Annotated in this window: 18 protein-coding genes; 6 read left to right on the top strand and 12 right to left on the bottom strand. The window is 37.9% G+C overall.

The genetic code is table 11. The features are described from left to right. Window positions 1-3: 3 nt before the first annotated feature. The 4 genes from SFC47_RS14805 to SFC47_RS14790 form a co-directional block, all read right to left on the bottom strand. Window positions 4-1,605: an ABC transporter substrate-binding protein gene (locus SFC47_RS14805; RefSeq protein WP_411255067.1), complete on the bottom strand. Its 1,602-nt coding sequence runs from the start codon at window positions 1,603-1,605 to the stop codon at window positions 4-6. A 153-nt stretch (window positions 1,606-1,758) separates the two neighbouring features. Then, entirely contained in the window at window positions 1,759-2,343 is a 585-nt protein-coding gene (locus SFC47_RS14800) for a hypothetical protein (RefSeq protein ID WP_411255066.1), read from the bottom strand. 12 nt (window positions 2,344-2,355) lie between these two features. Further along, entirely contained in the window at window positions 2,356-3,540 is a 1,185-nt protein-coding gene (locus SFC47_RS14795) for an Alp7A family actin-like protein (protein WP_411255065.1), read from the bottom strand. Window positions 3,541-4,775: 1,235 nt separating this feature from the next. Beyond that, complete coding sequence (locus tag SFC47_RS14790) at window positions 4,776-5,237, bottom strand: DUF3052 domain-containing protein (protein WP_411255064.1); 462 nt, start codon at window positions 5,235-5,237, stop codon at window positions 4,776-4,778. Between the two features lie 246 nt (window positions 5,238-5,483). On the opposite strand from SFC47_RS14790, the gene SFC47_RS14785 reads away from it, so the two are divergent. Together SFC47_RS14785 and SFC47_RS14780 are read left to right on the top strand one after the other, a co-directional pair. After that, a complete protein-coding gene (locus SFC47_RS14785) occupies window positions 5,484-7,319 on the top strand; it encodes a M6 family metalloprotease domain-containing protein (protein ID WP_411255063.1) in 1,836 nt (611 codons plus the stop codon). Window positions 7,320-7,661: 342 nt separating this feature from the next. Further along, the gene (locus SFC47_RS14780; protein ID WP_411255062.1) at window positions 7,662-10,076 is read left to right on the top strand and encodes an immune inhibitor A domain-containing protein; all 2,415 of its coding nucleotides are present in this window, start codon (window positions 7,662-7,664) and stop codon (window positions 10,074-10,076) included. Between the two features lie 129 nt (window positions 10,077-10,205). On the opposite strand, the gene SFC47_RS14775 is transcribed toward SFC47_RS14780, so the two are convergent. After that, a complete protein-coding gene (locus tag SFC47_RS14775; RefSeq protein WP_411255061.1) occupies window positions 10,206-12,332 on the bottom strand; it encodes a choice-of-anchor J domain-containing protein in 2,127 nt (708 codons plus the stop codon). Window positions 12,333-12,610: 278 nt separating this feature from the next. On the opposite strand from SFC47_RS14775, the gene ilvA reads away from it, so the two are divergent. Beyond that, window positions 12,611-13,819 (top strand): threonine ammonia-lyase, encoded by a 1,209-nt coding sequence (gene ilvA / locus SFC47_RS14770; RefSeq protein ID WP_411255060.1) that lies wholly within the window; start codon window positions 12,611-12,613, stop codon window positions 13,817-13,819. 50 nt (window positions 13,820-13,869) lie between these two features. Here ilvA and SFC47_RS14765 read toward each other — a convergent pair whose 3' ends face one another. The 6 genes from SFC47_RS14765 to SFC47_RS14740 form a co-directional block, all read right to left on the bottom strand. After that, window positions 13,870-15,414, bottom strand: a complete 1,545-nt coding sequence (locus tag SFC47_RS14765) for a glycine betaine uptake BCCT transporter (RefSeq protein WP_411255059.1) — start codon at window positions 15,412-15,414, stop codon at window positions 13,870-13,872. A gap of 149 nt (window positions 15,415-15,563) precedes the next feature. Continuing rightward, window positions 15,564-16,490, bottom strand: coding sequence for an ABC transporter ATP-binding protein (locus SFC47_RS14760; protein ID WP_411255058.1), 927 nt, complete (start codon window positions 16,488-16,490; stop codon window positions 15,564-15,566). Next, window positions 16,487-17,542: an ABC transporter ATP-binding protein gene (locus SFC47_RS14755; protein ID WP_411255057.1), complete on the bottom strand. Its 1,056-nt coding sequence runs from the start codon at window positions 17,540-17,542 to the stop codon at window positions 16,487-16,489. The genes SFC47_RS14760 and SFC47_RS14755 overlap by 4 nt, the downstream gene beginning before the upstream one ends. Window positions 17,543-17,561: 19 nt before the next feature. After that, on the bottom strand, window positions 17,562-18,713 hold the full coding sequence (gene opp3C / locus SFC47_RS14750) for an oligopeptide ABC transporter permease (protein ID WP_411255056.1): 1,152 nt from the start codon (window positions 18,711-18,713) through the stop codon (window positions 17,562-17,564). Between the two features lie 4 nt (window positions 18,714-18,717). Next, the gene (gene opp3b, locus SFC47_RS14745; protein ID WP_411255055.1) at window positions 18,718-19,644 is read right to left on the bottom strand and encodes an oligopeptide ABC transporter permease; all 927 of its coding nucleotides are present in this window, start codon (window positions 19,642-19,644) and stop codon (window positions 18,718-18,720) included. 174 nt (window positions 19,645-19,818) lie between these two features. After that, on the bottom strand, window positions 19,819-21,489 hold the full coding sequence (locus tag SFC47_RS14740; protein ID WP_411255054.1) for a peptide ABC transporter substrate-binding protein: 1,671 nt from the start codon (window positions 21,487-21,489) through the stop codon (window positions 19,819-19,821). Window positions 21,490-21,810: 321 nt separating this feature from the next. Between SFC47_RS14740 and SFC47_RS14735 the strand changes: the two genes are divergently transcribed. Then, window positions 21,811-22,188: a DUF3899 domain-containing protein gene (locus tag SFC47_RS14735; RefSeq protein WP_411255053.1), complete on the top strand. Its 378-nt coding sequence runs from the start codon at window positions 21,811-21,813 to the stop codon at window positions 22,186-22,188. A 27-nt stretch (window positions 22,189-22,215) separates the two neighbouring features. Further along, window positions 22,216-22,584: a VOC family protein gene (locus SFC47_RS14730; protein ID WP_411255052.1), complete on the top strand. Its 369-nt coding sequence runs from the start codon at window positions 22,216-22,218 to the stop codon at window positions 22,582-22,584. A gap of 35 nt (window positions 22,585-22,619) precedes the next feature. Here the strand turns inward: SFC47_RS14730 and SFC47_RS14725 are convergent, their stop codons facing one another. Beyond that, on the bottom strand, window positions 22,620-22,760 hold the full coding sequence (locus tag SFC47_RS14725) for a YrzI family small protein (RefSeq protein WP_411255051.1): 141 nt from the start codon (window positions 22,758-22,760) through the stop codon (window positions 22,620-22,622). Between the two features lie 159 nt (window positions 22,761-22,919). Between SFC47_RS14725 and SFC47_RS14720 the strand changes: the two genes are divergently transcribed. After that, window positions 22,920-23,609, top strand: a complete 690-nt coding sequence (locus SFC47_RS14720) for an N-acetylmuramoyl-L-alanine amidase (protein WP_411255050.1) — start codon at window positions 22,920-22,922, stop codon at window positions 23,607-23,609. Window positions 23,610-23,724: the final 115 nt, after the last annotated feature.

The raw sequence follows: 23,724 nt of genomic DNA, 5'->3' as shown, positions 1-23,724 counted from the left end.
CATTTATTTCTCATCCCATTTCCAGTCAACAAGATTATCTGTAATTGGCCAGCCATGTCCATGCGGTTGAATTCTCTGCTCCCCAATGTCCAGCTTTTCATTCACTAAATAGAGGTGATTAATATTGACTAACCACGCCCAAGGAGCATCCCCTAAAAAGCTGAAGCCAGTCGATCCATCCCATTGAGCTTTTTTCCAATATTCAATAGCCTCATCTTCACTTTTTGAACCAAGCGCCTTTTCTAAATATTCATCTACTTTGGGATTGGAATAATACCCAGAGTTATAATAATCCATTCCAGCCATACTCCCGCTGAAAAGATTATAGATCTCAATTGGGTCATGGCTTCCCCAGCCCATCATCACAGCATTTGAATGCATAAGCTTTTCTATTTCATCCCAGCTTTTACCTTCAACATTTATTTGTATACCTAACGGCTTTACCATATCGCTAACAGCAATCGCTAAAGATTGTCTCGTGACATCATTTGCAGGATATAAGAGGTTAACTTCCGCCTGTAAATTCCCCTTTTCGAGATTTCCATCATCGTCTTGGTCCTTCCATCCAGCGCTTGACAAGATCTCTTTAGCCTTTTTTAAATCACCATCGTTAAACTTTGTTTCTTCGTTTGCCCAAGGCAGGCCATCTGATGCTGAATAACCTGGTGTACCATGGCCCTCTAAAATCCCATCAACAAGTGCTTGGCGGTCAATTGCGAGATTAATGGCTTTACGAATTGCGATATCTGCGGTCACATCATTTCCAATGTCATAACCATCTTTTGTCTTCTCGCCGCTAGGGACATAAGGGAACATGACTCCGCGGTTATCGACACTTTGTATTTCATGAAGAACCATACCCGGCACCTGATTTTTACTAAAAGAAGCAGGGATATAGGCCAAATCAACCTGCCCCGCTTTTGCCGCTGCGAAGGCTGCATCTTCATTTAAAAATAAGAAGGTGATTCTTTTAAAAAATGGCACTTTACCGTAGTATTCAGGGTTCATTTCGATGATAATTTGCTGTCCCTTATCCCATTGCACAAGCTTGTAAGGTCCAGACCCAATAGGGCTTTCTGCATAATCATCACCATATGAATGCTTTGGAATGATCCCAAGCGTTAATAATGAATGGATAAAGGTTGAATTTGCTTGATGCAGATGAAATTCAACACTTGTTGGATCCTTTACCACTACTTTTTCTAAGATATTTAAATCTAAAACAGAATTACTGGTAAGCGCTGTTTCAAAGGAAAATTGGACATCTTCAGCTGTCAGTGGCTTGCCATCAGAAAATAAAACATCATCACGCAGTTTGACAGTCCAAACCTTGCCATCTTCACTTACTTCATAATGTGTTGCTGCGTCATATGTAACATTTAAATCATTGTCTCTTTTCAAAAGTGTGCTTTGAAACAGAGGTGAACCATATTGTCCCCAGCCAAGCGCCGGGTCAAATCCTGTTTCTGGCTCATTTCCAAGTGCTAAAATCAGTTCATCTTTCATAGTATCTCTATGATTTTCTGTCTCAATATTTTCACCATTCGAACATCCTGCAAAGATCAATGAAACAATTGCTAGAATTAAAAAAATAGGCTTATTCAACTGATCCACTCCAATAACTTCTACTCTTTTGCTAATGAAATTATAGCATAGGAATTTTAGTGGATTAATGGTTCGAGGAAATTTAACTTCTCATAAAAAAGAGATAAGCAAGAAAAACTGCTTATCTCTTCATCTTATAGTAGATAGCCATGATTATTTATTCATACTCGCAAGGAATCCGCCCAGCAAGTCATCTAAATCAGGCTCTTCCTCTACTTTTTCTTCTCTCTCTATAGGTTTTGCCTTTTCCCAATCAAATTCACTTAAATCATCATTCATATCAGAAAGATCAATAGACGCAGCCATTTCCTCTACTCCACTACTTTCATTCTCAAATGAAGGTATCTCAGGAAGAATATCTTCTTGGAGATACAATGCTTCGTCAATATCAGTCGATTTACTATTTAAGCTGGCAAGCAGGGAGGTAGACCGTACTGGGTCAGTGATCAATTGATAGATAATACTTCCTAATAAGGCCTCAGAATGCTCGTGTTTCAACCAGTCACGTTGTGCTTTCGTCAGCTGTTTTGGCAGCGGAACGGTAATCATCTCCCGTTCTCTCGAATTAACGCTGCCAACACCCTCCATTACAAACTCTGCAATCTTGCTGGAAAAATTCCGTCGTTCTGTTTCCTTTAGCTTCTGCAGCTGCTTAACTAAATGGTCAGGTGTATCAGAAGGGATTCGGAAAGAAATCGCCTGCCCCCGCTGAATTTCATTTGATCCAGCCTTTTTCATGTCATCACCTTATTAATTCGTAACAGGTTTTTTAGTTTGCTCAGTAGCAGGCTTTTGTTTTTCTGCTCTTCTAGCATAATCCATGATGAGCTTATAATAGGCATTTGCCATCATCCAAATACTTTCTTTTTCATCTTCAAAGAAATCAATATTAAAGCCATCTAAGTTGTTATTTAATGTTTTAAGATAATCTTTCAAAACAGTTGCACCGCCGCCAACAAAGTAGCAAATTTCTGTTTGTGAGTTCTTTGACCAAACATTACGTAATAAACGATATTGTTTCTTCGCTAAATCAAGTAGAATGCGGTCAGTGATATCATGAACACTTGTTCTGCTTCCTTTAACCATGATATGGTTACGGTCGTTTTTCTTAGTAATGATTTCAACAACATCGCGACGGCTGTCTAACTCTACACCATGCTTTTTTCTAATCTCTTCTCGGATTTCTTCCAATGATTCTGAAACCCCAAGATTAAAACCTTGTGCCTTATCATCATCTACATTACGGTTTTTAATAACAGCAATATCTGTTGATAATCCGCCGATATCCTGGATAAGAATTCGCTTATCAATTAAATCCTTATTAATAATTTTCGAATTGTTATCCATTACGAGGTTAATATAAGCCGCAAACCCCTCTGGGTATACCTTGATCTCATCAAACTTGATATTCACCTTTAAACCTTGGTATTTAGGTGTAACGAGAAACTCTACTTGATGGACAGAACCTATTAATTTTGAACGGTAGCCAGCATCTTTTCCTTCCTTAACTTCACGAAGGGGGAGGCCTGTTCCGAGTGTATAGTTCGCATCAATGATGTTTTTTGTCTTGCGAAAATTATGATTATTTCCTTCCTTAACAGCGTCCAATGCCAATGTAGTAAAAAGAAGAATCAATGTTTGATCTTCTTCAGACTTACTGCTGCCAGGATCTAATTCCGTACCATTGTGACTTTTAGTTGCTAGATTTCCGACACGATAAATTACGTTATTCTCTTTTAATGCTGGAGAATGTACCCTTACATGGATACCATCAAGCGGATTTTTATCATCTAATTCTTCAATCCCAATAACAGGGCGGTCTTCCGTATCCCTTGCAATAATATTTGGGATATTAAGTTCATATTCTAATTCTCCAAAAATCGCCTTAATGGAATCATTTCCGACATCAATTGCTGCAACTCTAGTATTATTCAAAATTGTCATCCTTTCATTCTATGAATTTAGGTGTTAATGAAGTTATGTATCTAGCTTCTCTACTATATAAGAGTATAGAAGATTTATAGATTCATCAATATTACTGAGTAAAAAAAATGAAAGTGTAAAATTGTAAACTTAATGTAATCGTTGTAAACATTTCTGTATACAACGATTACAAAGTTGCACAAAACGCTACACATCAACATGTACACAGATTTGTATACACGTAAACATTTTTGTAAACACGATGTATACATTATTGTAAACAAGTACACAATTTATGTAGACATGTATACGCTATTTGTATACAAAAAAATCCGACCCTCAAATAGTAAGAATCTATTTCTGTTCGGTACACTTTTTTCCCATTAATAACAGCAAAGATACGAATCATTCTCCTAATTTTTTCAGTCATTCGAAAACGTAAAGCAGATCACTCATCATCAATGGCAATTTGCCTAACCGTCTTATACCTTTATCAGAGAGAAGACCCATAACTGTTTCGAACTGCAATCAGAGCCTTTATAGGTTTTTGATTACTTATTAGGATAGTAGGATCCATAGAAGTCCATTACCATCTACAAAACTTACCACACTTTTAGCATAGGACTGAGCTCATTATTACTTGCTCCATATACCTGTAAAAAATCAAACGTCCCCAGCTCAACCTGTTGATGTACTTCGACTTCAAGTGCCGCTTTATCAAACCAAAAGACTTTGGTGCATTGATAACTACCAGCCCTTGATCCTTAAGAGTGTACCTTTACACGAATACCATTAAGTGGAATTTTAGCATCTATCTCTTAAATCCAATAACAGGGAGGTCATGCCTGGCTTGCAAAAGTATTTCTGATATTAAGTTCATATATAAATTACTTCCTAAATAAAATCATTGCTGCCATCCACTGCTAGAACTCCAGTGAATTTTCAATGTTATTTTTAGGTGTAAGTGAAAACATGCATCAAACTGTTGTATTACAAAAGTATAGAAGATAATAATAGATTCAACAATTATAGTTAACCGAAAAAATCAAAGACTAAAATTGTAAACATTTTCGTATGCAACAAAGACAAACCCGTAAACAAGCTTCATACCAACATGTGTACAGGTTTGTTTACACGAAAACATTTTTGTAAACACATTGTATACGCTAACGTAAACAAGTACACTTTTCTGTGCACACGTTTACGTTTTCTGTATACATAAAAATAGACCCTAAAATATTAAGGATCTATTCCTGCTGTGTTCGCTTTTTCCCCTCTTTGGTAACAGCAAAAGTACGAACCATTTTCTTAATTTTTTCAGTCCTTCGAAATCTTAATGCAGACCAATCATCATCAATGGCAATTTGCCTGACCGGTTCATAACCTTCTTCTGAGAGCATGCCCATAACTGTTTCGCGGCTGCAATCAGAACCTTTATAGACTTTTGATGACTTTTTAGGATAAGAGAGCCATAGCAGTCCATCATCACTTACATGACCTACCACACTTTTAGCATATGACTGAAGCTCTTCATTACTCGCTCCAAATACCTGAACAAAATCGTAGGTCTCTCGCTCAGACTGTTCATGTATCTCCCCTTCGAATGCCAATTTAATCTCATCATATGACTTAGGTGCATTGATTACTAATACCGGCTGCCCTTGGTCCTTAAAATTCAACTTTTTTAATAATTGAGCTGCTTCTGTCATTTATGAGACCTGCCTCTCTTAAAGTTTACTCACTAATTTTAGCTTACAAAAATTAGTGAAACATAACAGCAGTATATCCTTTTGCCTATTTATTAAATCCTTTTCCCTGTTAATATTGGCACAAAACATGTTGTCTAGTTATTTCGGCACACTAAATATATTGGGGCAATTAGGTACTTCGATTCTACTAGTTATTTGATAATTCTGATATATTTTAATTCCCAAATAACTTTAGGAGTGACGCGCATGTTAAAAGTACTATCAAAAACCGGTCTAACTCTAGCATTAGCTGGAAGTATTGTGGCAGCAGGGTACCAACCTGTTGAAATCCCATCCACAACCAAAAGTACATACAGTATAAATCCAGCTCATTTCGTTGGTGCTGCACCAGAGCTAGCTGAAAAGGCAAAGAATCTAGGAGTCGATTTATCAAAGGTTGATCCCGCACAAAAAGCAAGTAACCTAGGAACTAAATTCCAGGAGCCTGGCGATAATCATGTAGCCTATAAACATGCAACTGGTGATGTGCCTGTCCTAGTAATTCTAGCAAAATATAAGGATGGCGACGAACCAGTCGGCGACTTACCTGGACAAGTTCCTCCTCAATATTTTGAAGACTTAATTTTTGGTACGCAATATAATCCATATGAATTAGAAGCATTTAAAAAATATGCAGAATTTAATGGTGTTGAAGCCCCAACCGACCGGACCATGCAAAATGCCTATAAAGAATCTAGTAATGGCAGAGTTAATTTGGTTCGAAAAGAAAATACTGACTTTGCCTGGGTAGAGCTTCCTAAAGGCGCTTCTTACTATTTAGATCAAGAAGGAAAATATGCTGAGAATGGTAAATATGTACTTGGAAATGTAAATGGTGATGCTCATACAGGTGAGTTCATCCGCGACCTTCTAAAGGCAGCAGATGATCAAATAGATTTTTCTCAGTATGCTGAAGATGGAGAAGTTCCAAATATCTTTGTTATCCATGAAGGAACAGGAGCGGAATGGAGCCAGGATCCTGCTCAATTCTGGTCTCATAAATGGAGTTTATTAAGTGCACTATACTACGGCAAATACTATGAAACTGGTAAACCAGCAGATGTTCACGCTGGAATGAGTCAAGGTGCATGGATCAATAAGACTGTTGCCGAAGATATGACATATGATGGCGTAATTGTTAATAACTATAATATCCAGCCTGCTATTGGCGGAAACGTTGCTGGATATGATGTTGCAACTGGAACTTATAATGAGTCCTTAAAAACTGGACCTTTTCCTGCGCAGGCTGGGGTTTATGCTCATGAATTCGGCCATGCTTTAGGCTTACCAGATTTCTATGATACTGTCTATTCTTCTGAAGGTGTTGGAAACTACTCGATGATGGCTGGCGGTTCTTGGATGCGTTATCCTGACAATAACGCCTACTCTGGTAACTCACCAACTCATTTTGACCCATTCTCAAAGATTTTTCTTGGATGGACTGAACCTATTAATATAACACCTGCAGACGGTGTACAAGAGATTACTTTACCAGCTATTAATAAAGCCAATGCGACAAACGGAATCGTAAAAATGGAGGTTCCTGGTTCTAACGGTACTGAGTACTTCTTATTTGAAAACGTTCAACAGGATGGCTTTAATAAAGGATTAATTCGTCAGGGCGAAGATTCTCACGGATTAGTAGCATGGCATGTCGATGAAAATATCATCAATCTATATCAAACTGCCGGCTTCCGTCCAAACAATGTTGAAAACTGGATGAACAAACGCTTCCAATTCAACCAATCAGAAACAGCCAGCAATGGAACTGTAGTCACTCATTACGGGCTATCTGTCCTTCAAGCTGACGGTAAATATCAACTTGAGAAGAATTTAAACCGCGGTGACGCTGGAGACTTCTTCAAGACAGGCGCGAAGATTACTCCAAATTCTTCTAATGTTCATACCGGCTCCTACTACTTCTGGAAGGGCTATAGTGCTACTCCAGCTGACTCTGGAATTCATGTAACGGATATTAAAGAAAATGCTGATGGTTCTATCACTGCTAAGTTTTATTACAGTTTTAATGAAGGTAAAAAATAAATACTAGATTTGAAAAACCTGAGTCTCATTAGGCTCAGGTTTTTTGACAACATCCCCCTTTAATGGAAACCCTTCCATTCTGGATTTTAGTTGTTTCTTGTAAAATAAATTCATTTATCCTCGTTTACTGTTGTCGCTTTTCGAAGTAATTCTTCTATTTTTGTCACAAGTTATTTTAATATTTACAATATTCAATCTAAATTATATTATCTTATTACACTACTACACTCTTAGGGACTCGAACCATTTTAAGATTAGTAGATTCTACTGTAAAAGGGGGTATTCATACATAAAAGGATACGGTCTTTAAAAGGGGTAAAAGTAAATATAGGGAGGTTCTATATGAAGAAGAGAAAAGTACTGTCCACGGCTTTAACACTATCTTTAGGACTAGGTTTGTTTAATGTTGCAGCAGCATCACCAAGTGTAAAGGCAAATGATTTAACTAATAAATTGACTTCTTCAGGTGCACCAGTTGACCTAGGAATTGCTAATGATGAGAGATTAATAGAAATGTTAAAAAAGAATGGCACAATTGCCAAAAATGCTACACCAACAGAGGCTGAAAAAGCACTACAAAAATTTCTAAAAAATAAAGCAGCAGGGGTTACAAAAGAAACTGGGCAACTGCACAAGCAGAAAAAAGAATTACAAAGCTCATTAAAGGATAAACTAGCAAACACTGGTTTGTTAAACGGAAAAGGAAATAAACTAGGACAAGCAAAAAAGAATACCGTTGACAAAGTAAAAGAGGAAAAATGGGATGGGACTGTACGACAGGATGATATTCTTGTTGTATTAATAGAATATCCAGACTTCCCAGCATCAAATATCACTGCAGATGAAACTGATATGTTCTATGATGAATATACAAAAGAACATTATGAAGACATGCTATTTGGTGGTGAAGATGGTTATTACGATGGACCAAATGGTGAAAAACTAATCTCCGTAAAAAAATACTATGAAGAACAATCTGGTGGAAGCTACACAATTGGAGGAGATGTAGTTGGCTGGTATAAAGCTAAAAATAACGCAGCCTACTATGGTGGAAATAACGCGAGTGACAACGATAGTAGACCCCGTAATCTCGTTTATGAAGCTTTATTAGCGGCAGCTGCAGACGGGGTTGAATTAAATAAATTTGACAAAGAAGATCGCTATGATTTGGACGGTGATGGCAACCTCCGTGAGCCTGATGGAATTATTGACCATTTAATGGTTGTACACTCTTCAGTAGGTGAGGAAGCTGGTGGTGGTTCCTTGGGTGCAGATGCAATTTGGTCACATCGTTGGGATCTTGGTGGAGTCGCACCAATTACAGGCTCTCCTGCTCCAGAAGTAGACTACTGGGGTGAGGGTGTTATGTATGCATATGATTATACAATAGAACCAGCAGATGGCGCTGCAGGTGTATTTGCACACGAATATGGGCATGATTTAGGCCTTCCTGATGAATATGATACAATTTATTCTGGAGCAGGAGAGCCAGTTGAGTATTGGTCTATCATGTCTGGCGGCAGCTGGGCAGGTGCTATTCCTGGAACTGAACCAACTGGATTTAGCCCATGGGCAAAAGAATTTTTACATGCCTCTATGGTTGGGAATGAAGAGAATAACCCACGTAGCAATTGGTTAAATGGAAAAACAATAAATGCAAATGATGTAACTAAAGAAGGAATTGAAGTACTTATTGACCAGGCAAATACCAAAGGTTCCAATAATGACGCAGTTAGAATTGACCTTCCAGGTAAATTAAGAATATTGAATACTCCAAAAGACGGTTTATTCGAATACTATGGCGGTAAAGGCGATGAGGTTGACCATAAAATGGTCACAACAGTCAATTTATCAAAAGCAACAAGTGCAACACTTGACTTTGATGCTTGGTATAACATTGAAAAAGATTGGGATTATGCAATGGTTCAAGTGTCAAAGGACGGTGGAGAAACTTGGGAGTCTTTATCAAGTGATAGAACTACCTCAACTCTTGACCCAGATGGTTACCCTGCAATATCTGATAATCTTCCAGGGTACACGGGCTCAAGCAATGGTTGGATTCATGAAACTATTGATTTAAGTGCCTATCTTGGAAAGGAAATTCAGCTTCAATTCCGTTCCATGTCAGATTGGGCAACCAACTTAGATGGATTCTTTGCTGACAATATTAAGGTAACTGCAGATGGTAGTGAAGTATTATTTGATGGTGCCGAAGGAGAAGAGCTTCTATTTGAGTTAGATGGATTCGAAAAGCACGAGGGAAAATCTAGTACGAACCACTATTATCTATTAGAGTGGAGATCACACAATGGTGTTGACGAAGGACTAAAAAATATTCGCCGTGGTGCCAGCTTAATGAGCTATGATCCAGGTCTAGTAGTTTGGTATGTCGATGATTCTTATGGAGACAACTGGACTGGAGTTCACCCTGGTGATGGTTTCCTAGGAGTTGTCGATGCAGATCAACATACTGTTACACAAAGCAATAAATCAGTAGCTAATTCACGGTTCCAAATGCATGATGCCGCATTTAGCTTAAATAAAACTGAAAAAATGTTCATTGATTATACATCACTTCTTGGTTACACAATAACAGACAACTTCACTCAACGTAATCCACTATTCGACGACAGCGCAAACTACTCTAACCCTGGTCTTGTAGACGCTGGCCGTAACGTACCTAAATACGGATTAAAGTTCCGTGTTGTTGGTGAAAGTGCTGATGGTACGGTTGGTAAGGTATTAATCTTCAAATAAACTGTATCATTTGAGAAAAGGTTGGCTCTGGTACTCTCCAGAGCCAATTTTTATGGTCTCAACTTCAAACAAAAAGCCCGGATTCATGACCAGTGTAATAGTCATAAATCCGAGCTTTAAACGTTTATATTACTTCTTCTTTTTCGGTGAATTCTTTTTTAACTCTATTTCATACGTAAACTCTACTGGATTTTTATCATTTGCAGGAGCTGCATATGATGTAATCATGTAATTCTTACCATCTTTGAATAACTGTTTTAAGTTTAATGCTTCTGTTTCTGTTACATTAAATGGATCTACTGTAATGACTTTGTAATTCGTTTTCGCACCTTTTTTATTACCAACTTCTTTTTCGTTGATAAAGGTTACAGTATAGTTTACATACTGCCCAGCTAATTCTTGGAAGGATTTAAATGCATCTGTTGAGCTGCCGTCATTGCTATAGCCGATTTCAGGGATTGCAACGTTATCTACATACCAGCCTGCTTCATTGGATGCCCAGTCCGTTAAATAACGGAAGGACACTAGAACCTTTTGCCCCGCATATTGACTCAAATCAAAGCTTTCTGGCTTCCATTCCGCATTTGTTCCCGTGAAACCAGGAACGTTATCTTTAATCTTTGGATATCCACCTGGATCTACATCACTGCGAGTATTTCCATTTTCTAAGCTAGTCCAAGTCGTTCCACCATCTGTTGATACCTGAACCATTCCGTAATCCCAAGCCTCTTCAATATCATAGTAATGATCAAATTGAAGTGTAGCATTGCTGACGGAAGTAAGGTCAGCCTCAAAGATCAAACCGTTATCCGCTTCGTCACCTTGGTTACCCCAAAGCACTTGATTATCAGAACCTAGTGGATCTTTAACAGATTTCCAAGGGATTTCTAAGAAATCAATACCATTAAAAGAAATACTTCTAATTTTACCTTCGACATCTAATTCTTTGAAGTCTCCGCCCCATGCAGGAACGCCTTCTTTTTCATATGTTACTGCCTTCTCAAAGTCAACTGTCTTTCCTCGCATTTCGCCTGTGCTTCCAACAGGAAGCTCACGTAGATTAATACTATCAATATCATACACCCCATTACCAACTCGATCAGAATCTAATGTTAGTGCAGTAATGAAGTTTTGATAAACCTGAGTGAAGTCAAGGCTAGAACCATGTGCTTTTAAAACATCATTTACACTAGTTATACCTTGTGTTTCTTTTAATGCTAAGTCACGTATAAACTCTTTTCCGAACTTGTCGTGCATGTATAACGTAAACAGGTACACTTGACCATAGTCAGCGATTGTCTCAGGTCCTGTTCCTGCCCCTTGGTGTTCATCCCAATTTACAAGAGAGTTTTCTGGATGATCTAGGTAGAAGTTAATGGAGCCGGCATCATGTCCATAACCCCCAAGATATTCAGAGAAAGTAGACATCCCCTCATTTAACCATGTTTCCTCAGCACCATCGTTATCAGCATGGATTAAATGCTGCAGCTCATGAATGGTAGTCCCGAAGAAGGTTGACTCTAGACGAGTTTCCCAGCTATTTGTATCAATTGTAATGATATTTCTATCAATATAGTTCTCTAGTGTCTGCCAGAAGAAACCTGCAACAAAGAATGGGTAGGACGGATTTGTGTACCCTTCATCGATAATGTTATCAACTAACATGATTACTTTGTCGCTGCCTTCATAGTAGCCTTCTGGTAGCCCAACCATACCCGGAAGCGGGGAATGTGACCCATCAAGAACATCAGGTGTTCCAAAGAATTCTGTAGCTTTTGGATAAATATTAGAGTCGAATTCGTCACGAAGCTTATCCACTTGTTCCTGCGTTACCACATGTGCAGGACGGTCATCTGGAAAAGATAGATCCTTAGCTACCCAGATTTCAACGTTCTCCCCTACACTGCGAAGAGTAAATTCTTTAAAGGCTAGTTGCCTATTTAAAAAGAGTTTAGTCCCTCCATCAAATGTAAAGTTTTTATCAGCAGCAGTTTCTGATTCTGCTTGAACTTCACCATCAAAATTTATTTTTGCAGCTTGCTCTTTCATTTTCTTTTCTGCCTGTTTAAGATAGGCAGAATCAGTAGATAATTGATTTAATTGACCATCAATATCCACACGATCTCCATAACGCTCTACGTCCCATTTTGGAGCCGTAGCAGCAGCTGCTTTTGAATCATTAGCTGTTAATGGAGCAAAAAGCGATAGAGCTAATGCACCAGTTGATAGTATTGATAATAGTTTTTTCTTTTTCAACTTCTGGTTCCTCCCTTTTATCTATTAATCTTTTCCAAATAATAGTAACATAATGAATTTTTTGAATATATAGTTAATAAAGCACAAACTATTACCCCAAAAGGTTCAATTTTACTAGGTTATATCGCGTTTCTTTTTTCATATAAAATTAATATCCATGCCAAAATCACTCATACAAAAGTACCAGTCTTATAATAGAATAATTTCCCGGAAATATTTCATAGATTATTTTTAGAAGCACATCCTAAGGAAAAGGCAGGATATAGGAGGTATGGGTTATGAATGCAGATGACATTATAATTGCACGTGAGAAGATGAAGGAAATCGTCCACATGACACCGCTTGACTATTCGAAAACATTTAGCAGCCTCGCTCATAATGAAGTATATTTAAAGCTTGAAAATCTCCAAAAAACGGGCTCCTTTAAGGCCAGAGGTTCATATAATAAGTTAATATCCCTTTCAAAGGAAGAGCTTCAAAAAGGGGTTGTAGCAGCTTCTGCCGGCAACCATGCACAGGGGGTAGCTTACTCAAGCCAAATGCTTGGTGTGAACTGCACCATTGTCATGCCAAAAGGAGCACCTCTCAGCAAAGTGCTCGCTACGAAGCAATATGGTGCGGAGGTAGTCTTAGAGGGGGCAACATTTGATGATGCACTTGCCTATGCCCTAGAACTAAAAGAGCAAAGAGATGCTACTTTTATCCATGCCTTTGATGACGAAGCTGTCATAGCTGGACAAGGAACTGTTGGTTTAGAGATACTTGATCAACTCCCGGATGTTGAGGCTATTATTTGCCCTGTAGGAGGCGGGGGACTTATTGCAGGAGTAGCAATGGCGGTTAAGGAGAAAAACCCTCATATAGCCGTCTATGGCGTCCAGGCGCAGGCTTGTCCGAGTATGAAACAATCATTATTCGAAAACAAACCTATTACAGTGGATTCAACACCGACAATGGCAGATGGGATTGCTGTAAGAAAGCCTGGACTGAGAACCTTCGATATCGTTCAAAAGTATGTTGATGATATTTATTGTGTTGATGAGATGGAAATTGCTAGAACCATGTTAATGGTATTAGAAAGAAATAAGCTTTTAGTAGAGGGTTCCGGAGCTTGTTCCCTCGCAGCACTTCTTTATGAAAAAGTGAAGCTGAAGGAAAAGAAGGTTGTAGCTGTTTTAAGCGGTGGAAATGTAGATATGAACTTTATTTCAAGAATCATTGAGAGAGGATTAGTAGAGTCAGGACGCTATGCTGCTTTTACTATAACCTTAAAAGACAAACCTGGAGAACTTCAAAAGGTGCTAACAGCTTTGACTGATTTAGATGCAAACATTCAATCCGTAAATCTCAACCACATGGGTAAAAATATATATCCAGGATATGCCGGCCTGGAAATTGCCGTAGAGACAAAGAATAACGAACATATTGATATGCTGTATAAGGTTCTTAGAGAGAAAAATTACATAGTTGAAATGAATCATTTCTAACACACTACCAATGAAAGAGTGTTGAACAATCAACACTCTTCCTTTTTGTCCTATATTGGGTTTGCATCTGGTTCTTCTTCAGGTTTCACTTTCCTTGCCTTTTTCTTTTCCCCGCTTCTTACCAAAGATTCTTTACTAAAGTCCTTTAATATTGAAACTGTCATGGCAATCAGAATGAATGTTAGTGGAAATGCACTTACAATAATGGCAGTCTGCATAGCGTCAAGCCCTCCAGAAAGCATTAGAACAACAGCTGAAGCAGATAGAAACAGTCCCCAGACTATTTTTACTATGTTAGGGGGATTTAACATCCCATGAGCAGTTTGCATCCCTAGCACAAAGGTGGCTGAGTCCGCTGATGTAACAAAAAAAGTGGTAATTAATAATAGTGTAACTACTACTAAAACACTTGTAAAAGGCAATAGATCGTAAACCGCAAATAGTGCTGTTTCAAGACTTTCCGTGGCTATACTTGTGCCTTCAAAAAAGTCAAAGTAAATTGCTGTACCGCCAAAAACGCTAAACCAGAACGCACAAACAAGTGTTGGAATAACAAGAACTGCAACCATAAACTCTCGTACTGTTCTGCCTTTAGAGACTCTGGCAATAAATGTTCCGACGAAGGGTGCCCAGGCGATCCACCAAGCCCAATAAAAGATTGTCCAATCTTTTATCCATGCAGCCTGCTCCTTATTAAAAGGAGTTAATCTTAGCCCCATACTAGGCAGGTTTTGAATATAACTTCCAAGTGTAGTGGTAAACAGTTCCAGTACAAATCCTGTTGGACCCAAAAATAGAATAGCAAAGAGTAGGATAACGGCGAGTACCAAGTTTGCATTACTCAGGAATGATATCCCCTTTTTAAGGCCTGTACTGGCTGAAAGAATAAATAACACTGTTACAACAGCCATAATAATAAGTTGAATGGTGAAGCTGTTAGGTACCGTTGGAAATACATAGTGTAGTCCCCCATTAATTTGTGCAGCACCTAGACCTAACGAAGCTGCAACTCCGAAGATGGTAGCAAATACTGCAATCGAGTCAACGGCTGTTCCAATTTTACCGGTCGCCCGCTTTCCTAATAAAGGAATTAAGGTAACACTCATCAACCCTGGCTGTTTTTTTCGAAATTTATAGTAAGCTAAAATAAGTGCAATCACAGAATATATCGCCCATGCATGAAATCCCCAATGCAGGTAGGTGTAACGCAAGGCGACCTTTGCAGATTCGCCTGTCCCTCCTTCACCAATCGGAGGACTCATAAAATGTGAGATAGGTTCAGATACCCCAAAGAATAATAGCCCTATTCCCATTCCGGCACTGAATAGCATTGCAAACCATGTCAAATTTTTAAAGTCTGGTTTATCATCATCGGCACCTAACTTAATTTTTCCATACTTACTAAAAATGAGAAACAAGGCAAATAACAAGAAGAACGTTGCTGATAACTGATAAAACCAGCCAAATGTGTCTAAGAAAAAAGCTTTGGTTTCGTCCATTATTTGACCTAATTGTATGGGGGCGACAATCCCCCAAATAACAAATGCACTTGCGATAACAAGTGAAACCCAAAATACATTTGATACCTTAGCCAATAAATCCAACTCCCCTGTAAATTTCGAATCTAGATAATGTTATCCTTCCCGAATTTAGGGAAATAATGAATTCATTTAGAACGCTAGTATTATAAGAATATAAAAAAACTCCTTACTCAACAGAGATAAGGAGTTATTAATGTATTCTATTACTTTTGCTCATTTTGATATCTTTCGAATTCCTTTGCCGTACAACGTACAAAGTGTCCTGGAACCACTTCTCTTAATTCAAATTCACCATCATCATGTACGGTAGGATCATAACCAATACGCTTACGAGCACGCTCATATCGCGGATCTGGCAGTGGAATCGCTGATAACAATGATTTTGTATAAGGGTGAATCGGATTATTATATAACTCATCACTATCCGCTAGTTCAACAAGGTTACCCATATACATAACGCCAATACGGTCTGAGATATATTTAACCATTGAAAGGTCATGGGCAATAAACAAATACGTTAATCCACGTTCCTTTTGCAGTTTCTTAAGCAGATTTACCACCTGTGCTTGTATGGATACATCCAATGCAGAGATAGGCTCATCGGCAATGATAAACTCAGGGTCAACCGCAAGCGCTCTGGCAATCCCAATACGCTGTCTTTGACCGCCGCTGAACTCATGCGGGAAACGGGTTGCGTGCTCTTTATTTAATCCAACAGCTGCTAATAATTCTTCAACCTTCTGTTTTCGTTCAGCCTCACTCTTTACGAGCTTATGAACATCTAGGCCCTCTGCAATAATATCCAAAACGGTCATCCGTGGATTTAAGGAAGAAGAAGGATCCTGGAAAATCATTTGCATTTTCCGGTTAAATTTAAGCAGTTCAGATTTATTCTTTTTGCCATGAACATCTTCGCCATTAAATTTTACTTCTCCGCCTGATGCATCGTAAAGTCTGATAATGGTTCTGCCCGTTGTGGATTTTCCACAGCCTGACTCTCCAACTAAACCAAAAGTTTCACCTTTATAGATATCAAAGCTGACGCCATCGACAGCCTTGATGGTATTATTTTTACCAACTGCGAAATGTTTTTGTAAATTTTTTACTTCAAGTAACTTTTCTCTTGTCACCTTTTTCCACCGCCCTTAGTACCTGTTTGAGCAAATCCCTGCATCCTGTGCTTAACGGCATCAGGCGGCTCAATTTTAGGCGCATCTGGGTGCAGCAGCCAGGTTGCCGCATAATGTGTGTCTGAAACCTTAAACATAGGCGGCTCCATTACTGTATCAATTTCTAATGCAAATTGATTTCGTGGTGCGAACGCATCTCCAACAGGAGGCGTAAGCATGCTAGGGGGACTTCCTGGAATCGCAAAAAGCTCTTCGTCTGTGCTGTCCAATGTTGGCATTGAGCCAATCAATCCCCATGTATATGGATGTTTAGGGTTATAGAAAATATCATCTACTGTCCCTATTTCTACAATTTTCCCAGCATACATAACCGCAACACGGTCTGCAACGTTTGCTACAACACCAAGGTCATGCGTAATGAAAATAATCGCACTATCTGTTTTTTGTTGAATACTCTTCATCAATTCTAGAATCTGAGCTTGTATCGTTACGTCAAGAGCTGTTGTTGGTTCATCTGCAATCAAGATTTTTGGATTACATGCTAATGCAATCGCTACAACCACACGCTGACGCATACCACCTGAAAATTGGTGTGGATATTGATTTATACGAACATCCGGTCTCGGAATACCTACTAGTGTAAGAAGCTCAAGTGCCGTCTTTCTTGCTTCTTGTTTACTCATATTTTGGTGCTTGATCAAGCCCTCCATAATCTGGTTTCCAATTTTCATTGTCGGATTTAGAGATGACATTGGATCTTGGAAGACCATAGAGATATCTTTTCCGCGGATTTTTTGCATTTCCTTCAAGGTTTTCTTAGCAAGGTCAACTCCTTCAAGGAGTATTTGTCCTTCTTTGATAAAACCATGAGGCTCTGGAAGAAGTCTCATAATGGCATTAGAGGTAACTGACTTCCCGGAACCAGATTCACCTACGATTGCCAATGTTTCACCTTTATTTAATTCAAAGGAAACACCCCGAACAGCATGCACTTCACCATTGTAGGTGTTAAATGATACTTTTAAATCTTTGACTTCTAATAATTTACTCATTTATTAAACACCTACCTTCTTATTTATGCATTTTCGGATCAAATGCATCTCTCAAACCATCACCAACAATATTAAATGCAATCATAAGAACAGATATTACAATTGCCGGGAACACAAGCATGTATGGATAAAGTCTGAGGTTATCAAACCCAAGGTCAATTAATGAACCTAGTGAAGCATCTGGAGGAACAATACCCAATCCGATAAAGCTTAAGAATGCTTCAAAAAAGATTGCGCCTGGAACAGTAAACATAGTGTTAATAATGATAATACCACTAATATTTGGAACCAAGTGCTTTCGAATAATTGTACCATTTGATGTTCCTAATGTTCTTGAAGCTAATACAAACTCTTGGTTTTTTAACTTTAATACTTCACCACGGACAATTCGGGACATCCCAATCCAGCCAGTAATCGATAATGCAATAACTATCGAAATGATACCTGGCTTAAGAACCAGCATCATTAATAGGATTATAACCAAGTTTGGAATACCGACTAAAATCTCAGCAATACGCTGCATGATATTGTCGACTCTTCCTCCGTAAAATCCGGAAATACCACCATAAGCAACCCCAATAACAAGGTCAAGTACTGCAGCAACAAAAGCGATGATAAGAGAAACCCTTGTACCTTCCCATAGCCTTGTCCACTGGTCACGACCTAAGGCATCACTTCCAAACCAGAAATAGGTGTCTTTCATATCTTTTGCTTCATAAATACGATAATTTGCTTTGATTTCAGCAGAGTTTCTAGTGCCGTCACCTTTATTTAATACTTCAATTTCAAGAAATTCTTCTTTATCAAATCTTGCCTTTGCTTTAGCAGTCGCCTGCTGAACATCTTTACCTTGGAATGTACTTTTTAATGTACCGTCCAAGCCAAGCCAAGAAACGTTTTCTAAAACAGGTACACGAGGAGGCATTTTAGCCCTTTTTAAATCCTGATCATCCGAACCAAAATTGTTCATCCAAGGACCAACAATACTCATGATAATAATAAACAGGATAATAATCATGCTTATAACAGCAGGTTTATTATTAAGAAGTGTTCTTCTAGCATCCTGAAAAAACGTTCTGCTCGGAGCTGAAATTTTATCACTCGTATCCTCTTTACGTACAAGAGGGACAAATAAATCTTTTGGTATGTTATTTAAGTTATTTTTATCCATTTACTTATTTCCCTCCTGCTAGTCTTATCCTAGGATCAATCAATCCGTATAGGAGGTCAATGATTAAGATAATTACAATAAAACCAAAGGCAAACAACAGTGTTGTACCCATTATTGTTGGGTAATCATTTACCATAACAGATGTAACGAATTGCTCACCGATACCAGGTATCGCGAAAATTTGTTCAATAACCATTGAACCAGTCATTAATCCAACTGCCATTGGACCTAATACTGTAATTAACGGAATAAGTGCATTTCGCAATCCATGTTTTAAAATAATTCCAGATTCAGAAACACCTTTCGCGCGCGCGGTGGTGATGTAATTAGAATGTAACACTTCTACCATTTCAGTTCTTGTAAAACGTGCAGCTGTCGCCATCGGGTGAATGGCCAAAGCAATCGTCGGCAAAATGGTATGATCAAATTTGCCCCAAAGTGCTACTGGGAACCAGCCAAGTTTTACAGCGAACACATATTGCAATAAACCAGCAAATACAAACGACGGTATCGACGTTCCTATAACCGCAATAATTGTAGACGAGAAATCAATCGGACTATTTCGAAAGATAGACGCCAATAATCCTAGAATTATTCCCAAGATAGACCCTACCACCAATGCTTGAAAGCCTAATAGTGCAGATGGCCCGATTCTGTCAACCAAGATTTTAGAAACAGGCGTATTATCAAATTTAAAGGATACACCTAGGTCACCTTTTACAAGTCCGCCAAGATATTTGGCATATTGAACAGGGATTGGATCATTCAACCCATACTTTTCTAAAATAATCTCTTTTTGTTCTTCACTTAATTTATCTTCTGCATTTAACGGGCTGCCCGGCAAGATTTTCATAAGAAAGAATGAGAATGTTGCGATAATAAATAATGTTATGAGCATGTACCATACGCGACGAAGTAAATATCGAGTCATGTTTGCACCTCCTAAATTTCTCTTTATTATACGTTATATCTTTTCGATTATAAATTTTTGTTATAATCGGAATATTCAAGTCCAAACAGGAGAAAAGAGAGTATATGCCTGATAGCATACACTCCCTTCAATTTTTCATCATAGTATAATTTTTATACTAATCTTTTATACTGATTATTCTACAGCACCAACGCTAGCCCACTTGTATTCGTAAGTTGCTCCGAATTGGTTTGTAAACACACCTTCAATTTTAGGAGAAACTAATAGAGCACCAGCTCTTTGATATACAGGAGCAATTGCTGCATCTTCAAATAAGATTTTTTCTGCTTTTAAGAAGTTTTCAAAACGCTTTTCTGGTTCTAAAGCTAAAGTTGTTGCAGTTTCATTAATTAGCTTATCATATTCTGGGTTAGAGTAGCCCATTTGGTTGTTTCCGCCACCAGTTAACCAAAGATTCATGAAAGTATATGGATCAAGGAAGTCAGGTCCCCATCCAGCAAACTGCATGTCATAATCCATAGCTGTGTCTAATTCTAGACGTTGTTCAAATGGTACTTCTTTTAAAGTAACTTTTAAACCAGGTAGGTTAGTAGATAATTGGTTTGCAAGATATTGGTTCATCATTTTAGAAACTTCGTTGTCGCCGCCAAGGAATTCGATTTCAACTGAATCAGTTCCTAATTCTTTTAAAGCTGTTTCCCAGTATTTCTTTGCTTCTTCTACATTGTATTCCATAAGATCTCCACTAGCTTCGCGGAAGTCTTTACCATCTGGAGTTGGAACGAAATCTTTTGGCACTAAACCATTAGCAACGATAGAACCGTTGTTTAAGATTTCATCTACTAATGCTTCCTTATCAAATGCTCTAGCAATTGCATTACGTACATTTACGTTCTTAAGAGCTGGGTTTCTTGTTTGGTTCATCTTAATATAGAATACTGAATTATCAGGTTCTACTGTGTAATCATCATGAGTTGAGTATTGGTCAACTAAGTCAGAAGATAAACCTGCACGGTCAACTTCACCTTTTTCATATAAGTCAACAGCTGTTTGAGGTTCTTTAACTACTACATAAGTCATTTTTTCTAACTTAACAGTTTTAGCATCCCAGTAAGTTTCGTTCTTAACTAATTCCCACTTTTGAGCAGTAGAAGTCCAAGAAGAGAACTTGAATGGTCCGTTAGCTAATAATGTATCAGCGCTAGTTGCATATGTGTCACCTTTTTCCGTTACAAACTTCTCATTTAATGGGAAGAAAGTTGGGAAGGTTGTTAAAGATTCAAAATAAGGAGTTGGATTTTCAAGTTCAACAACTAGTTTGTAATCGCCATCAGCTTTAACACCTAATTGATCTAAAGGAACTTCACCTTTGTTAACAGCAGTTGCGTTTTTGATAACGCCGCCCATCATGTATGGACCATATTCAGATCCTTGATTTGGGTCTACTGCACGACGCCAAGAAAATACGAAGTCGTTAGCTGTTACAGGATCACCATTTTCCCATTTTGCATCTTCACGTAAAGTGAATGTCCAAGTTTTACCGTCTTCACTTACTTCGTGCTTAGTAGCAATACCTTCAGTTGGTTTACCGCTTTCATCAAGACGGTATAAACCTTCCATAATAGCAGCTGTGAATTGGATACCGTATTCATCTGTTACCATACCAGGGTCCATAGAAGGGATTGTGTCACCATTAATAAAGTTTAATACTTGTTCTACTTCTGGCGCATCTTCAGCTGGTTTTTTATCATCATCAGCTGTGTTCTTTTCGCCGCCTGAGCAAGCTGCTAAAAACATGCTTAGCACAAGGCTTAGAGCTAAAAGCCATGCATACTTTTTCTTCATAAAAAAATGACCTCCTATTGTTTTATTTTTCTGTAAATTCGCTCTTAAAAAAGAAGCTAAGCAAATCATACTATTTTTCTACTACTCTTGTAAAGACTAAATATATAAAAGAGTCAAAAAATTATTATATCATTATAGATTACAGCCAGATTACAGTTGTTATATCAATACTTTTCCAGTGGTAAACATGAAAAATTTTATTTTAAAATAGGAATGCGCTTTCTTAACTATTAGAAAAAAAACTGATGAAGTATACTTTCATAGCGTATTAGGTTAAAATACCTTTATTCTTTATTGCATGTTTAAAATAATATTAAATGAATGGTGACAATTATGTTCGAGAATAAATGGAAATTTTTAGCGATTAATATTTTATTAACTCTTATATTTTTTCTGATTTTCGCAGATGATTATAATCTACTGCATTTTATTAACGCGTTATTCTATCTTTGTTTCACTTATCTAATAGTTGTTTTATTTATGTATACCCGAAGAGGGGGCTTTTTTGACGGGGTTACATTCGGGTTCAGACGGTTTAAAAGTATCATGTTTAATCGAAATAGCTATCTCGATGAATACCTAGATAAGCCGCTGCCATCAGAAAACTTTAATGCTTCTATCTATCAGCGTCTTAAATTCCAAACCATCGCTTTGTTTTTGCTGCTAATCCTTTTACTTTTGCTGTTCTATGCATTATAAATAATTTCTAAAAGGGAGATTTTATCTATGAAAATCCAAAAGGTTGGACAAATTGCAGTACCAGTTAAGGATCTAGATCGCGCTGTACTGTTTTATAAAGAAAAATTAGAACTTCCTCATTTATTTTCTTCAAATGGTTTAGCATTCTTTAACTGCAGCGGTTTACGTCTTTTGCTGAGTGTTCCTGAAAATGAAGAATTAACACAAGCGAGCTCAATTATTTATTTTCAAGTAGAAGATATTCATGCAGCATATGAAGAGTTGGTTAACAAGGAAATTACATTTCTAGATGAACCTCACCTGATTGCAAAAATGGGGCAGACTGAAACTTGGATGGCCTTTTTTAAAGACAGTGAAGATAATACACATGCATTAATGAGTGAATTTGACGTATAGATTGCAAAGAGACCGAAGTGAAAACTCGGTCTCTTTTAGTATCTGCCCATCCTGTGAATATAGCGGTCCCACTTCTCCTGCATACGTTTTTCAACCAATTCTCTATGAATCGCTTCATCAAGTGAAATTTTACGGGGTTTTATGATAATAGTGAAAAAGAGAATATTTAAGGTCATTGATATTTCCTCCTTCTCAAATCAATTGTGATGTTTTATGCTTCTCATCTAGATAACGATTAAAGACAGCGCAGTGTTTGTGAATTCGTAAGTTTTTTTTGCGAATAATCTAATAGGTGTTCTACAAACTAAGCATAAAAGGTTTGAAAGGATCCCAAAATGAGAAAAACACTTGTACTAATTATCCTTAGCTTGCTTTTTATGCCGATTGCTCCTATTTCTGCAGCTGAAACAGAGGGACAGCATATCCTGATGACAAGGGAGGAATTTAAGAATTGGTTATCTAACGCTCAAATTAACCGAGAAATACGTTTAATCCAGCAGCATCACACCTGGCTGCCATCATATAAACAATTCAATGGCTCGAATCATTTCAGAATGCTGCAAGGTATGGAGAATCACCATAAAAAAACGATGGGCTGGAGTAATATAGCGCAAAATATCACTACCTTTCCTGATGGAAAAATAGCTGTATCCAGACCACTTAACATTGCTCCGGAAGGAACTATTGGTCCTATAGCCAATACTTATGGAATTGCTATTGAACATGTGGGGAACTTTGATCTTGGGCATGATATCATGACAAAGGAACATCGAGAAACTATTCTCTACATTAATGCATTGCTGTGTATAAGGTTTGGACTCACGCCATCCATTGACAGTATTACCTATCACCATTGGTGGCACCTAAAGACGAAGGAAAGAGTCTTAGATGCTGCAGCAAGTTACAATGTAAAGTCCTGTCCAGGCACCGGATTTTTTGGCGGTAACTCGACAATTAGCGCTAAGAATAATTTCTATCCATTAATATCAGATAAAATAGAAGAAATATTAGAATCTGGACAATAGTAAATATAGTACAAGCCCATGGCGCAATTTCTTTTCCTCTAAAAACTATTCATTTTCTTGACCTAGGTCAAGGAAATGAATGGCTGTTTGCCTTAAATTAAAAGAGTAAAATCAA

It is taken from the genome of Neobacillus niacini (assembly GCF_046591715.1).
In the GTDB taxonomy this organism is placed as follows: Bacteria; Bacillota; Bacilli; order Bacillales; family Cytobacillaceae; genus Neobacillus; species Neobacillus niacini_L.
The sequence above is the reverse complement of the archived record's forward strand: the minus strand, read 5'-3'. Positions and strand labels throughout refer to the sequence as shown.

Excerpts from the sequence above, each read along its gene's own strand:
- opp3C (WP_411255056.1), bottom strand. The coding sequence starts at position 18,713 with ATGGATAAAAATAACTTAAATAACATACCAAAAGATTTATTTGTCCCT.
- SFC47_RS14720 (WP_411255050.1), top strand. The coding sequence starts at position 22,920 with ATGAGAAAAACACTTGTACTAATTATCCTTAGCTTGCTTTTTATGCCG.
- SFC47_RS14735 (WP_411255053.1), top strand. The coding sequence starts at position 21,811 with ATGGTGACAATTATGTTCGAGAATAAATGGAAATTTTTAGCGATTAAT.
- SFC47_RS14725 (WP_411255051.1), bottom strand. The coding sequence starts at position 22,760 with ATGACCTTAAATATTCTCTTTTTCACTATTATCATAAAACCCCGTAAA.
- SFC47_RS14800 (WP_411255066.1), bottom strand. The coding sequence starts at position 2,343 with ATGAAAAAGGCTGGATCAAATGAAATTCAGCGGGGGCAGGCGATTTCT.
- SFC47_RS14755 (WP_411255057.1), bottom strand. The coding sequence starts at position 17,542 with ATGAGTAAATTATTAGAAGTCAAAGATTTAAAAGTATCATTTAACACC.
- SFC47_RS14780 (WP_411255062.1), top strand. The coding sequence starts at position 7,662 with ATGAAGAAGAGAAAAGTACTGTCCACGGCTTTAACACTATCTTTAGGA.
- ilvA (WP_411255060.1), top strand. The coding sequence starts at position 12,611 with ATGAATGCAGATGACATTATAATTGCACGTGAGAAGATGAAGGAAATC.
- opp3b (WP_411255055.1), bottom strand. The coding sequence starts at position 19,644 with ATGACTCGATATTTACTTCGTCGCGTATGGTACATGCTCATAACATTA.
- SFC47_RS14740 (WP_411255054.1), bottom strand. The coding sequence starts at position 21,489 with ATGAAGAAAAAGTATGCATGGCTTTTAGCTCTAAGCCTTGTGCTAAGC.
- SFC47_RS14790 (WP_411255064.1), bottom strand. The coding sequence starts at position 5,237 with ATGACAGAAGCAGCTCAATTATTAAAAAAGTTGAATTTTAAGGACCAA.
- SFC47_RS14785 (WP_411255063.1), top strand. The coding sequence starts at position 5,484 with ATGTTAAAAGTACTATCAAAAACCGGTCTAACTCTAGCATTAGCTGGA.
- SFC47_RS14730 (WP_411255052.1), top strand. The coding sequence starts at position 22,216 with ATGAAAATCCAAAAGGTTGGACAAATTGCAGTACCAGTTAAGGATCTA.